The organism is Marinoscillum sp. (assembly GCF_040222955.1).
Taxonomy (GTDB): Bacteria; Bacteroidota; Bacteroidia; order Cytophagales; family Cyclobacteriaceae; genus Marinoscillum.
Genome location: NZ_JAVKCA010000020.1, coordinates 39463 through 51764 on the forward strand (window position 1 = coordinate 39463; position 12302 = coordinate 51764).

Consider the following 12302-nt stretch of genomic DNA (forward strand, 5'->3'; position numbering starts at 1 on the left):
GCAAATTGGTTATGATTCGGGCTATTTCAAGCTTCCGGCTGTATATGGGTTGCTGAGTAGTTCTTTAAAGACTGACCAGCGTGTTTCAGGATTGTCAGCGGTTCCACCCTTAGCTTCCACATAGCTGGCTACCAGATCCTTGCCGAGGTTATAATTGATCACGTAGCTCCCGTACTGGTCAATAAACCGGGTACGCTGGAGCGCTCGGTCGGGAGCATACAGGAGGTACTTCCCGAGCCAGGTTGCGCATTCTTCCCTGGTGATTTTACCTTCCAGATAGTTTCTCGCAGCCTCATTGCCTGCGTAGTTGAGCTTCCCCGTGAGTGCCAGCGCCGCATAATACTGATCAGCTTTGGAGGAGTCCAGCCCTGCCAGAGGGAATAAATAGGTTTTCTCAAAATTCACCCTTTCGCTACCCGGAAAGGCCACTTCTATTCCATAGTTGGCGCTACCCTCTGCGATGAGTGACTGAGGAGAGAAAAGCGGATATACTGAAAACTCCTTCCAACCTTTGCCATTCACCAGATTCTGCTCCAGCAGGGCATTGAAAACGTGATGGCCGGGATAGCCCTCATGGCAAGCCAGGTCTATGGCACGTTGTATGAAGATGGGGAAATCAGTATTGATCTGAATCAGGCTTTGGCTATTGCCCTGATAGTAATTATATCCGGACCAGCTTTTGTCATTCACATATTCCAGTACAAAATTCTCATTTTCCGGAAGGTCATAGTGCTGTAACGTCCGCTTTCGGGCTTCCCCGATGGCCACCTGAAAAACCGTATCGATCTTCTCTTTAGGAATGATAAATTGGTTAGCAAAGCGCTCATATCGAGCAGATAGGTCTCCTTCACCCGGGATGAGCTGATCAAGATTGGAAAGTAAGCTGTCAAAATAAGTTGTTGGGAAGTGCGGAGGTTCTGCATCATAAAGGAGCCTGGCTTCCTCATCAAAGCTATAGGTAATCCCATCCATGATTTCCACCTTGGTTTTTACGGCGAGAAGTTGCTTTTTTAGCATGGCAAGCCTGGCCAACTCGGACTGAGTATATCCTGTAGTAGCCAGTTGATCACACTGCATTAGCAATTGCGAGGATCTGTTGATGAACGCCTGAGCCGGCAAGGTATCTAATTTAGGAGCTGTTGGTTTCCATTCTTCAGGCCCGTAATAGGCATCCACAAAATCACCATTGTACTGACCGATTTCAAGAACCAGTTTTACGTAGTCCTCAGCAATGCGATTAATGTCCATCTTTTCCGTGGGGGTGGTACATGCGTAACCGATCAGAGCAAGTAGAAAGATCCAGGAGTTTTTCATCTGATAAAGTTAAAACCTTTGTGTCAAACAAATGAAAGCAAGGCACGACCGGAGGGGAATGTATTATTCCTTTTCCGACCTGGACCGCTCAACCCACTCCTGAATGGAGATATTGTTAATCCTGACATCCTTCAGCACCGCGCTTCCCTCCATGATGTGCACTACGGCATAAGTGAGTGTGGTATCACCCTGTACCGAAAGGTTGTATTGTTGCTCCGCTTCATAGGCCTTGGACTCTTCCATGTAAAAGCGCTCAAAAGGATAGGTGATCATAAGTACATCATCATAAGTGACATAGTCCACTTTGGCTTTGAGAAAATAGGGGGTATCCATAGGTTTTTTCTGACTTACTGTTTCGATTTCTGCCAGACCGTCGCCATTTTCTGAGAAAGTCAGGTAAATAGAGGCCCCGTTTGTCCAGTCATCTTTATCCTCAATGGGATAATTCGCAGCTTCAAAATTGAGCTGTATGTATTTGCCCCTGAATGGATCGGTAGGGTCGATGGGAGCAGTTTCGAAAAGGTATTCCTTTCCGAGGGTCAATACCTGCTCACGATCCCAGATCATTCTTGCTGGCACATAGAGCTGTATGAGCGCGACGCAGATAAATGCAGAGATGAGTATTTTTTTGGTGCTAGACATTTTCTTTCCTCTTTTTGAGCATCCAATAATTGGCAATGAAAAAGCCGATTCCTACCAACACAAATAGGATTCCACGCCATACAAAGGGAATTTGATTGTCAAAAAACCTACTGACGACCAGCAAGGTTACAATGATCAGCCCATAATTTAACAGCCCGAGATGCGATTCTCTGGCGCCTCTACGTACAGTCAAAACACCCAGGGTAAGTATCATCAGGTTGATGATGAGTACTGAAATGGTTGAGAAAAATCCAACCATGAAGATGGGGATGAAGAGTAGAAAGCTCCATTCCATGGGCTGAATATGGCTGAGTCCCGCCTTTCGAATTCGGAGAGAAAATACCCAGAAGGCTCCGAGCGAGACGAACAGCCCAATCAGAAATTCTGGTGTGCTGAGTACCTCCATCAGGGGCCACTCGGTTTGAGAGAGGTGACTCCAGAACTCCTCGAAACTCAGGATCAGTAGAATGGTGAGTGTGCCCAGTGCGCCGATGAGTTTATAACCATTGACAAACATACCGGGAGACTGAAACACGCTGAAATGGGCGGCAGCATAAAATAGCCCGAACAGACTAAAGTAGGCGATGAACATCAACTCCTCATGGGAGTCTGCCAATGTGCCCAGCACGCAGGTCAGTGACAATGCCAGCAACCAATGATGAATCTGAGTGAAGTAGCTCTGTGGGCGTTTTTTCAGTAACAGGTAGTAGTGTGGAACGATACTCAGAAGCATCGGCCAGTAGTACCATTCTGATGAATATAGTGATGAATAGCCGGTTTCTGCTCCATATCCAGTAATGCCAATAAGATAGAGTATAGAAATCATGGAAGATTTCATCACATAGACCAATGGCAAAGCGAGTAGCATCCATGTCAGCAGAAATGCCGGCATGTCACCAGGGAGGTTATATATCTGCCCGATCATCGCGATGACTGCAGCCAGGGAGAAAAACAAAAATGAACCGGAACTCTCAATCCAGCGCTGATTCCCTTGTTTTTTGATCAGGGCATATGCACAGAAACCCTGAGCGGACACCAGTGGAATAAACGCAAGGATGGTTTTCTGAAGCCGACTGAGGTCATCCCAGTTGTGGGCAATAATCAGGATCAGTCCCAGCCCAACCAGTGTAGCCCCCAACACCCCAAATACGACGAAGAGAGAGTTGCCGGATGACCCTTTCTTCGTGGCATAGTAAGCATCAATCTTATCGGCAGTTAGCCGGGAGATGACATCCTCCTTTACCAGTTCGTCAAGGTCTTGATGAAGGCTCATATGATTTTAGTCGTTGGTGCAGAGTTGATCATATACATAAATGTGCTCGGCGAAGTTTTTCCATATGAATTTTTCACCTTCATAGTTTTCGGTGAAAACCGCACAGTTCTTATAGAGCTTTTCCAAGGCGTCTTTTTTATAGCTGGATTTTTTGTAGACCTCAGACTTATTGCCATCATACACCACCAGATAGGATTTGTCTTCACCACCGGCCAGGTTAATACCCCCGGCACTCACGTTCATTGTTTGGTTGGCATTGGGATCAAGGTATACTTTTATTTTCGAATCAAAGCCGGGGTTGAGTAGCTGCATCATCACATATTTGTCCTTCTTTTTGGGAAGCAAAGCCTGCTCAAAATAGACCCACTCTCGGTCTATGATCTCACTAAAATCCGTTTTCATTGTTCTGGAAAGGTTGGGCACAGACATGGCACTGCTGATGTTTGAAAGTTTGCTGGGTGCTACGGCCAGCAGTTTCACGTCGGTAGATTTAAACTTCTGCTTGTTGCCATCATCCTCTTTTATCGTGAAAGACCTCAGCTGGCCGGAGATTATCGTGGCTGAGAGCACCCGACCCCTGACGGTATCATCGGCGTTGGTTACCACGTAGGCTTCCTTAGCTATGGAGATTTCAGAATTGTCCATTGGCGGAATAAAATACTGCGCTTGTGTGATGAAGAGTGTGAGACAGAAAGCGATTGTGAAAAATGGTTTCATGGGATCTAAGGGTTAGCGTGTAAAATAATAAACCCGGGTCAGATCTCCATCGGCTGACTGCCCAGGTTTGTTTCGATCAAGCTTACCAAGAACCGGGCCATATTTCCGGTTCTCTTTGTAAGTATCTCAAAAAAAGACACTTAACACATTTCGTTTACACAAACTGCCCCGGGCTGTCAGTAGTGATCAGGTGTTGGTAGAGCTCATATGCGCTCCGCTCCGCCCAGCACCTGGCCAACCGCCCATTTCGCACTTCCCATATCGCAATACCACTGAAGGATACTTCACGACCATCTGCGGGAAGGCCGAAGATCCCGTTGTTACGGCCGGCACAAGTCCATCTGGAGACCACTTTGTTTTGGGCTTCATTATAGAAAATGTCTTCGCTATCCGTGCGGGCATCGAGCAGGAGGGTTTGAAAACCCCGAATCCAATCCTTGAATTGTTCTCTGCCTGCCACGGCAGTTCCGGCAGTATATATTACATAGTCTTCGGTCATCAGCTCATCGATGGCCTCCACCTCATGTGGCGCATGCCATACCCGTTCAAAGAAAGTTAACACGAGCGTTTCAGGATTTTGAGAGGTTTTCATATTTCAATGGTTAATTGTTGAGAGATTTTGCCTTTTCCGCCAGCCAGCAGGCCTTCGATGGCTCCGTTTTGGGTGCTGAGATGCACCTCTATGAGGCTTGGAGAGGGCTTGGACATAAATTTTCCCTGGCGGATCAAAAACACTTCGTGTTTGATCCCAAGGACATCATACAGGTAACAGGCCAGAGGCCCTGCAGCCATGCCAGTGCCAGCCTCTTCGTAGATCTGATAACGTGGTCCAAACATGCGGGTATCCGCAATGCGTTTGGCTGTGCCGGTATCCAGAGTGAATGGATAGAAACCGATCAGGTCTAACGCCTCACTAAGCTCAGTGATTTCCGTCATGTTGGGAATGATGGCCGCCATGGTTTTTGCATCTTTTACGGGGATAATCAGGAAATTATTCCCGGTGTTGACTACCTCCAGGGGAGCGCCAGGGAGTAAATCAGATTTTTGGAGTCCCAATGCACGTAGAATGGCAGTTTCGAGATAGTTGGTATGCCTGTAAACGGGAGCCAGCTGCTCCATGTAGGCCTGTTCTCCTTTCAGACGTATTTCACGCCGACCGTCAATGGTTTCCTTTGAAGTGTATGACCCTTGTATTAAGCCCAGTTGTCGCAGGTAGGAAAATGCACCTATGGTGGCGTGCCCGCAGTGAGCAATCTGCCTGTTCGGTGTGAAAAAATCCAGCTTGAAATCCGCAATTTTGGAAGATGAGACAAAAGCAGTTTCTGAAAGTCCTATTTGCGCAGCGATAGCCAGCTTCTGGACGCTGGTGAGGTCATCGGCATTTAGCACCACGCCAGCCGGGTTTCCACCAGTTTTTGCTTCGGTGAAAGCGTTTACAATTTGAACATCTACTGTCATGTTTCTAAGGTTTGTTTGAACGATAGACGAACAAACCATCAAAAAGACGCAAAAAAAATCAGTCGCCGGAGTAATCTATTGGCTGTCCGGTGGTGGAGGTCTCCAGATTGTCACAGTTGAGCAATGCATCCTTCAGGTGCTCCCGGGCTCGTTGCACCCGTGATTTGGCGCCCGAGAGGGAAATCCCCAGGATATCTGCCAGCTGCTGTTGGCTCAGGTCCTTAAAACTTGTGAGGAGTACAGCATCACGATATTTTGGAGGGAGTTGAGCGATCTTGGTGTTTACGCAGTTGGCCAATCGGGCATAGAGTGGTTCGTCTTCAGGAACCTCTGCGAGAGGCAATGGCCCTTCAGTGGCCAAACGTCTTTTTTGTTTTCTAAAATGATCAGAAAGGGTGTTTCGTGTGATCTGATAAACCCACGAAGTGAGGCGTTCGGGAGACTGGAGGGTATGTACCTTTTGATGAACTTTGAGAAAAACTTCCTGTAGAAGATCCTTGGTAAGGTCAGGGTCATTCACCTTACTGTTGATGAATCTATCCAATTCCAGGTGGAGATCTTTCCAGATGGCTTGTAGGGGCGGATGCATATTTTCGACCATTGGGTTGGGGTTTTGTCTAGTCACTCCATTTGGTAAACGAAAAAATGGTGGTTGGGTGTCACTTCCGATTGTTCCGGCAAAGACAATCGAAGAAAGTATCAGTCTTTCTTGATTCGGGAAAGGGTTTCTGGGGTCATGCGGAGATAGGAAGCAATGTATTTATGAGGAATCTCCTGAAAGAGCCGCGGGCTTCTCTGGTGCACCCTCTGGTAGCGCTCCACCGGGGAGGAGATGAGAATGTCCTGTTCGCGTTCCATTTGCTGATATATAAGGGCCATAAGTACCTTCTGCCAGAGTCGCAGGTTTGTTTCGGAACTGTCTATGAATTCCTCAAATACTCGTTTACTGATGACCTTCACTACCGTTTTCTTCAGGGCCTGAATATAGAGGTCAGAGGGTTGACCGGTGATGTAGGAGTCCAGGGCTGTAAGGATGTCGCCCTGATAACCGAAACGAATGGTATGTTCTTCTTTTTCGTCCGTGACGAATACACGCAGACTCCCACTTGCTATCAGATAAAGACGGGTTTCTACACTTCCTTTTACTTTCAGGTATTCATTTCGGCTCAGCGTCAGTTGCTTTTCCCAAAGCCCATGACTTTCAATTTTTTCGAGAAGGTCTTCCAGGGGATTCATGGCAAGTCACATTATCAGGTATAAATGTAGGAGCATCTTATAAAATATATGTCCATGATCCCCGGCAATATTCCGAAAATACCATTCGTCTACACTTAATGACGTTTGATCTATAGCAAGATGCATGTCACGGGCCTTCCTCATCCGGTTAACCTACCCCAGAGTAAATTCACACTTTTAAAAGTTAACAAAACAGAAGCATTGACATGAAAAAGGCCATCATACTAATTGGATTTCAAAACGACTATTTTTCCGAAAATGGAATCTTACGCGGAGTAGTGGAGGAATCTTCCAAAGTGACTAATATCATTGAGAATACGGTCAATATGATCAGAAAGTCGGAGGACACCTTGATCATTTCGACACCCATTATTTTTTCTCAGGACTATTCTGAGCTGACCGATCCGGTAGGTATCCTCAAAACAATCAAGGAGGAAGGGGCTTTCAGAAAAGGCACGAGCGGATCCGAGACTATTCACCAAATCACCCAGTTTGGTGATAAGGTCATGGAGATTCCCGGTAAGCAAGGGCTTAATGCTTTTGTTAATACTTCTTTGGAACAGACGCTGAGGAACCAAGGAGTGGAGCAGGTGATCCTGGCCGGAACGGTGGCGTCAATTTGTATTGATTCTACAGGGAGATCTGCTTTTGAAAAAGGTTTTAAGGTAACGATGCTTTCTGATTGTATTTCTGGACGCACGGTGTTTGAAAAGGATTTTTACTTTGATAGCGTGTTTCCACTATACGCTGAAGTCTCTTCATCCAGAGAGATCGCTTAACCCCCGCTGTTATGAAGCCTAATTGCACAATCCAGGATGAAGAGAGTCTGAATATTCAGATTCAACATAGACTCATTGAAAAATTAACAGCAACGAACAATGAGCTAATGACCATCAATTCCTTTGCTGAGACCATACAGGATGGGAAAGGTACCCACGAGGTTTTAGACTCAATGGTGAAAAAACTCAACAGCCTGCTGGGGTTTACGGACTGTGAAATTTTCCTGATGGATGAAGCTGGAGAGCATTTGGTTCAGTCGGTACGATTTATCGATGGAGATTGTCAAACAGAGATTGATGACCCGGTGATTTTCAAAATCGGTGAAAGTTTGGTCGGAGAAGTCTGTGTGACAGGGCATGCCAGGATTGCTGGCGATGTGTCACTGGAGTCTGAAGAATCCCCGAGTTTTCTTTCGGAGATAGCCATACCGATGACCCATGATGAGCGAAAGGTGATGGGAGTGATACATTCCAGACATCCGGGAAAGGATTTCTTTCAGGAGAGTCATCTCAAAACCCTGACAACTATTGCATCAATGGCTGCCACCAAGTTGATCCAGACGAAGAATTACGAACGAATAGCAGAATATCAGACCCAATTGGAGGAGTATGTACACATTGTTTCACATGATCTAAAATCTCCCCTGAGGTCAATCAATGCCCTGGTAGCCTGGATCAAAGAAGACAACATCGGAAAATTGGATGACAAAACCCTCCAGAATATAGACCTGATCAACCACACCCTTCAGCAGATGGATAACCTGATCACCGGCACCCTGAATTACTCAAAGTTAGCCTACACAGAGGAGTGCATGGAAGAGGTGAATCTTAACCACATCATTCAACAAATTGAAGGAATTCTTTATTTCCCTGAGCATATATCCATGAAGTTGGATTCGGTCTTGCCCACGGTGATCGGCGACAGTACAAAGTTTCTCCAGATCTTCCAAAATCTGATTGGAAATGCCCTGAAGTTCATAAATGAGCCTGCCGGATTGATCACGATCAGTCATGTAGAGAGAGAGGGACATTATGAGTTTTCCATTACCGATAATGGGATAGGAATCGAACGAAAATACTTTCACAAAATATTTGAAGTCTTTCAGGCCCTTAGTGTGTCTAAAGATTCCTCTGGGGTGGGGCTTTCCATTGTCAAAAAACTTGTCAATTACTATGGAGGGGATATTTGGCTGGAGAGCACCGTGGGGGTTGGCACTACATTTTATTTTACGCTCAAGAAAGATTGATTTTGATCAAACAGGGCGCCGAATGCGCCCTGCCTGAATCTCCTTTTTTTATCAGCTTACTTTTTTGAAGATCACAATGGCATTGTGTCCACCGAATCCGAAGGTATTGCTCATGGCCAAATTCACTTTTTGCTGAATGGCCTCTTTGGTCACTATTTGGATACTCTGCGGAATCTGCGCATCTATCTTGCTGGTGTTGATAGTAGGTGGGATCACACTCTCCTGAATCGCTTTAATACAAAGGATTCCTTCAATGGCTCCGGCGGCTCCCAGCAGGTGCCCTGTCATGGATTTGGTAGCACTCACCTTCAACCGCTCCGGTGCATCTCCGAATACCTTTCTGACTGCATTGATTTCACTGATGTCTCCCACCGGGGTGGACGTGGCGTGGGTATTCAGATAGTCAACATCATCCGCGTGGTGCCCTGCTTCTTCCAGTGCCAGTTCCATGGCTTTGGCTGCTCCCAGTCCATCAGGATGCGTAGCTGATATGTGATAAGCATCAGCTGTCATGGAGGCTCCCACCATTTCTGCATAGATTTTCGCGCCTCTTGCCTTGGCATGTTCGTACTCTTCCAACACCAATGCACCGGCTCCTTCTCCCATTACAAAACCTTCCCGATCCTGATCAAAGGGCCGGGAGGCTTCTTTGGGATTGTCGTTATTGGTAGACATGGCTCGCATGGCGTTGAATCCGCCGATGGATGACTGAGTCACCGGAGATTCAGATCCACCTGAAATGATGGCTTTGGCCTTGCCAATGCGAATGTAGTTGTAGGCATCCATGATAGCGGTGTTTGAGGTGGCACAAGCGGACACCGTGGTGTAGTTGATGCCCATCAGTCCAAACTTGAGGGAGATCATTCCTGAGGCCATGTTGGAAATGAGCTTTGGCACAAAGAAGGGGCTGAAGTGAGGCTTTCTGCCATTGGAGATATAGTCACCCACTTCTTCTTCAAAAGTAAGCATACCGCCCTGTCCGGTTCCCCAGATCACACCTATGTCGAAAGGGGACATAGCGGCTACTTCCAACCCGCTGTCCTGCAGTGCCTCAGTGGCTGCGTAAATGGCATATTGTGTGAAGAGGTCGCTTCGCTTAATTTCGTTTTTTTCAAGATAAGTTTCAGGTGCAAAGTTCTTGACTTCACAGGCAAACTTGGTCTTGAAGTGGGTGGTGTCGAATTTGGTAATTTGATCCGCACCGCTTTGTCCGCGAATGGCATTTTCCCAAAATTCCTGAACTGAATTACCGAGGGGGGTGAGTGCGCCCATTCCGGTTATAACTACTCTTTTCATATCAAGTGATTTGCACTTACCTGGTTGGGTAAGTAGGTGATTAAATGATTTAGATGGTTTGGCGGATCAGGCTCACAACGTTTTCCAGGACCTGATCCCCGGTGACTCTGTTGAGAATAAGTGAGGCCAATAGTGATGTAATGATGACGTCAGCTTTTTCTTCCACGGTTTCATTAAAATGAAATGCATTTTCCTCTATTCCCTTATTTAAAATCCATTTGAGCCAGTTCCTGATCTGCAGCCCAGCTTCGGTCAGTTGAGCCCTCATTTCTTCGGGCAGACTCTGATAAGCAGGACCCAGAGCCCCCATGAAACAGATGAGGTTGGACCGACTATTGAGCGAATATATTTCAATAAAGTTAAACAACTGCTCTCTCGCAGGAAGTCCCTCCCAGTTAGCAAAGCAATCCTGAAGAACCTCGATGTTCTTCCGGATCACTGCCACACCCAGGTCCTTTTTTGCAGGGAAGTGATAATGAATGGCAGCATTTTTTACCTTTAGTGGGGTTGACAGGTCTTTATAACTAAAGGCATGATACCCTCGTGATCTTATGAGGTACTCTGCCAGGTCGAGGATGTCTTGTTTGGTATCAGCCATGCGCAAATATACTTACTAGTTAGTAAGTATTGCAAATTCAAAATTCTGAATCAGGACAACTCACTTCTTTCGGTTCTAAATCAGCGCTTTACCGTTGAGGAATGTACGCTTCGATCCATTCCCTGGCTTCGGTTGGATTGGTAAAGAAATGCTCGGCATCCCTGCTAAATTCAGCTTCGTAGCGTGCTATCTTGGATTCATCCTGATGGGCATGTGCCGCTGCCAGGCACCGGATGCCTCTGGTATGGGTGTAGGTAATGTGCCGGGCTTCATCCTCAAATAAGTCCACGTAACCAACCTTCCAGCCGTACTGTGCGAGGGTGAGGGGTATAATGGATCTGAAGCGTTTATGAGCGTCCAGATCGATGGCTTTGAACCCATGAATGTTGATAAAAATTTTGAAAAATGAGTGGTCGTCTATCTGGCTCAAAGCGTCTTGCAGTGATTCCTCCCAGTAGACTATATCGGATTGATCCACCTCACCACTCAGTTGGGTGATGAGTAGGTTTTTGTTGGGATCCCAACTCGATGCGATGGTTTTGGTATTTGTCATGGCTGTCATTTTAGTTTAAAGAGTCACCAGGCATTCCGATTGCCGGGCTGCAAGGAGATTTGCACGTAAAAGCCAAAATACCGGTTTCGTTTGATGGCTCATGATGTAGTCCTCACGACATTTATATCAGGACGGGGTGTGAATGTGCTGTTACAGAGAAAAAAGAAGGGCCACAAGCGCCGGATTGGATTCCGTGCTTGTGGCCCTTGCCTTAGAGGAGTAAAAAGTATCAGGCTCCTTTTTTGTCCATCAGCAGGAGTTCATTCAGGCTGATTTCAGTTATGTACTTCTTTTCGCCATTGCTTTCATAGCTCCTGTTGATCAGCTTGCCCTGTACGCCTACCTCGCTTCCTTTTTTGAGGTATTTTTCGGCTATGTCTGCCTTCTTGCCCCAGATCACAATGTTGTGCCACTGGGTGTCCTCTACTTTCTCGCCTTTGGCATTGAGGTAGGTCTCGTTGGTGGCGAGTGAGAAGGTGGCCATTTTTTTGCCACTATCAAAGGTTCTTACCTGAGGATCGTTACCTAATCTGCCGATTAATTGTACGCTGTTTTTTAAAGTTGTCATGATGTTAAAAAATTTGTGTTAAACATGAAAGTCTCTGATTGGCAGATGACTTGTGTCGATTGACGATGACAAAGTTGAAGTGAGGTGGAAGCGTTATTCGTGTGGTAACCGACTACAGCCGATTATAAACGGTTACAATCGGATATATTATTGATTATAAGTAACTTATTTATTTTAAGAAAAATCAAAAAAAATGTGTGATTGTACGGAAAGATAGCTTCAAGGGACAAAATTGAAACTGGAATGACAACCTGTATGCCCGCACAGAGAGCGGGTAGACTGGTCAATAGAGGCAAGAAAATCAATCACAGAAAGAACAGAGATGATGAGAGATGAAAGATCAGGGACAAGTCTGAGATTTCGTCCAGGAACTCACCTTATGAGCCATGAGGGAGATGGAGAGGTGCTCACAAAAAAGCCGTCGTGTGACGGCTTTTAAACGCTATTAATGCTCGAATAATCGGAACCTGTTTTGTCGTCTTACGATAAACTTCCAGAGGCTCTGGATAAGGTCATCGAACGCATAATGCAATATGTTTTTCAGATTATTGAGATGATTGGGCTTTCTCATGATGCTGGATTTATCTTATAACTGGTTGTTAATTATACATTGAATTTAAC

14 protein-coding genes are annotated in these 12302 nt (G+C 46.1%); 2 read left to right on the forward strand and 12 right to left on the reverse strand.

Annotation, left to right across the window (positions count from 1 at the left end):
- Positions 1-21 precede the first annotated feature (21 nt).
- The 8 genes from RIH33_RS16615 to RIH33_RS16650 form a co-directional block, all read right to left on the reverse strand.
- Positions 22-1314 (reverse strand): hypothetical protein, encoded by a 1293-nt coding sequence (locus RIH33_RS16615; RefSeq protein ID WP_406655010.1) that lies wholly within the window; start codon positions 1312-1314, stop codon positions 22-24.
- Positions 1315-1377: 63 nt separating this feature from the next.
- The gene (locus tag RIH33_RS16620; protein WP_406655011.1) at positions 1378-1956 is read right to left on the reverse strand and encodes a GDYXXLXY domain-containing protein; all 579 of its coding nucleotides are present in this window, start codon (positions 1954-1956) and stop codon (positions 1378-1380) included.
- Positions 1949-3229, reverse strand: a complete 1281-nt coding sequence (locus tag RIH33_RS16625; protein ID WP_406655012.1) for a DUF2157 domain-containing protein — start codon at positions 3227-3229, stop codon at positions 1949-1951. The genes RIH33_RS16620 and RIH33_RS16625 overlap by 8 nt, the downstream gene beginning before the upstream one ends.
- Positions 3230-3235: 6 nt before the next feature.
- Entirely contained in the window at positions 3236-3946 is a 711-nt protein-coding gene (locus tag RIH33_RS16630; RefSeq protein WP_406655013.1) for a hypothetical protein, read from the reverse strand.
- Between the two features lie 154 nt (positions 3947-4100).
- Entirely contained in the window at positions 4101-4538 is a 438-nt protein-coding gene (locus tag RIH33_RS16635; protein ID WP_406655015.1) for an ester cyclase, read from the reverse strand.
- Positions 4535-5404: a PhzF family phenazine biosynthesis protein gene (locus tag RIH33_RS16640; protein ID WP_406655016.1), complete on the reverse strand. Its 870-nt coding sequence runs from the start codon at positions 5402-5404 to the stop codon at positions 4535-4537. The genes RIH33_RS16635 and RIH33_RS16640 overlap by 4 nt, the downstream gene beginning before the upstream one ends.
- Positions 5405-5462: 58 nt before the next feature.
- Positions 5463-6005: a sigma-70 family RNA polymerase sigma factor gene (locus tag RIH33_RS16645; RefSeq protein WP_406655017.1), complete on the reverse strand. Its 543-nt coding sequence runs from the start codon at positions 6003-6005 to the stop codon at positions 5463-5465.
- Positions 6006-6103: 98 nt separating this feature from the next.
- Positions 6104-6640 carry a Crp/Fnr family transcriptional regulator gene (locus RIH33_RS16650; RefSeq protein WP_406655018.1) on the reverse strand — a complete coding sequence of 179 codons (537 nt, stop codon included), beginning with the start codon at positions 6638-6640 and terminating at the stop codon, positions 6104-6106.
- Positions 6641-6846: 206 nt separating this feature from the next.
- Between RIH33_RS16650 and RIH33_RS16655 the strand changes: the two genes are divergently transcribed.
- Complete coding sequence (locus tag RIH33_RS16655; RefSeq protein ID WP_406655019.1) at positions 6847-7419, forward strand: cysteine hydrolase; 573 nt, start codon at positions 6847-6849, stop codon at positions 7417-7419.
- A gap of 11 nt (positions 7420-7430) precedes the next feature.
- A complete protein-coding gene (locus tag RIH33_RS16660; RefSeq protein ID WP_406655020.1) occupies positions 7431-8666 on the forward strand; it encodes an ATP-binding protein in 1236 nt (411 codons plus the stop codon).
- Positions 8667-8717: 51 nt separating this feature from the next.
- Here RIH33_RS16660 and fabF read toward each other — a convergent pair whose 3' ends face one another.
- From fabF to RIH33_RS16680, 4 genes are all read right to left on the reverse strand, one after another.
- Positions 8718-9962 carry a beta-ketoacyl-ACP synthase II gene (gene fabF, locus RIH33_RS16665; protein WP_406655021.1) on the reverse strand — a complete coding sequence of 415 codons (1245 nt, stop codon included), beginning with the start codon at positions 9960-9962 and terminating at the stop codon, positions 8718-8720.
- A 49-nt stretch (positions 9963-10011) separates the two neighbouring features.
- Positions 10012-10560 (reverse strand): TetR/AcrR family transcriptional regulator, encoded by a 549-nt coding sequence (locus RIH33_RS16670; protein WP_406655022.1) that lies wholly within the window; start codon positions 10558-10560, stop codon positions 10012-10014.
- Positions 10561-10648: 88 nt separating this feature from the next.
- Positions 10649-11113 carry a hypothetical protein gene (locus tag RIH33_RS16675; RefSeq protein ID WP_406655023.1) on the reverse strand — a complete coding sequence of 155 codons (465 nt, stop codon included), beginning with the start codon at positions 11111-11113 and terminating at the stop codon, positions 10649-10651.
- 229 nt (positions 11114-11342) lie between these two features.
- Positions 11343-11681 carry a single-stranded DNA-binding protein gene (locus tag RIH33_RS16680; RefSeq protein WP_406655024.1) on the reverse strand — a complete coding sequence of 113 codons (339 nt, stop codon included), beginning with the start codon at positions 11679-11681 and terminating at the stop codon, positions 11343-11345.
- Between the last annotated feature and the right edge of the window lie 621 nt (positions 11682-12302).

Excerpts from the sequence above, each read along its gene's own strand:
- RIH33_RS16615 (WP_406655010.1), bottom strand. The coding sequence starts at position 1,314 with ATGAAAAACTCCTGGATCTTTCTACTTGCTCTGATCGGTTACGCATGT.
- RIH33_RS16620 (WP_406655011.1), bottom strand. The coding sequence starts at position 1,956 with ATGTCTAGCACCAAAAAAATACTCATCTCTGCATTTATCTGCGTCGCG.
- RIH33_RS16625 (WP_406655012.1), bottom strand. The coding sequence starts at position 3,229 with ATGAGCCTTCATCAAGACCTTGACGAACTGGTAAAGGAGGATGTCATC.
- RIH33_RS16630 (WP_406655013.1), bottom strand. The coding sequence starts at position 3,946 with ATGAAACCATTTTTCACAATCGCTTTCTGTCTCACACTCTTCATCACA.
- RIH33_RS16635 (WP_406655015.1), bottom strand. The coding sequence starts at position 4,538 with ATGAAAACCTCTCAAAATCCTGAAACGCTCGTGTTAACTTTCTTTGAA.
- RIH33_RS16640 (WP_406655016.1), bottom strand. The coding sequence starts at position 5,404 with ATGACAGTAGATGTTCAAATTGTAAACGCTTTCACCGAAGCAAAAACT.
- RIH33_RS16645 (WP_406655017.1), bottom strand. The coding sequence starts at position 6,005 with ATGGTCGAAAATATGCATCCGCCCCTACAAGCCATCTGGAAAGATCTC.
- RIH33_RS16650 (WP_406655018.1), bottom strand. The coding sequence starts at position 6,640 with ATGAATCCCCTGGAAGACCTTCTCGAAAAAATTGAAAGTCATGGGCTT.
- RIH33_RS16655 (WP_406655019.1), top strand. The coding sequence starts at position 6,847 with ATGAAAAAGGCCATCATACTAATTGGATTTCAAAACGACTATTTTTCC.
- RIH33_RS16660 (WP_406655020.1), top strand. The coding sequence starts at position 7,431 with ATGAAGCCTAATTGCACAATCCAGGATGAAGAGAGTCTGAATATTCAG.
- fabF (WP_406655021.1), bottom strand. The coding sequence starts at position 9,962 with ATGAAAAGAGTAGTTATAACCGGAATGGGCGCACTCACCCCCCTCGGT.
- RIH33_RS16670 (WP_406655022.1), bottom strand. The coding sequence starts at position 10,560 with ATGGCTGATACCAAACAAGACATCCTCGACCTGGCAGAGTACCTCATA.
- RIH33_RS16675 (WP_406655023.1), bottom strand. The coding sequence starts at position 11,113 with ATGACAAATACCAAAACCATCGCATCGAGTTGGGATCCCAACAAAAAC.
- RIH33_RS16680 (WP_406655024.1), bottom strand. The coding sequence starts at position 11,681 with ATGACAACTTTAAAAAACAGCGTACAATTAATCGGCAGATTAGGTAAC.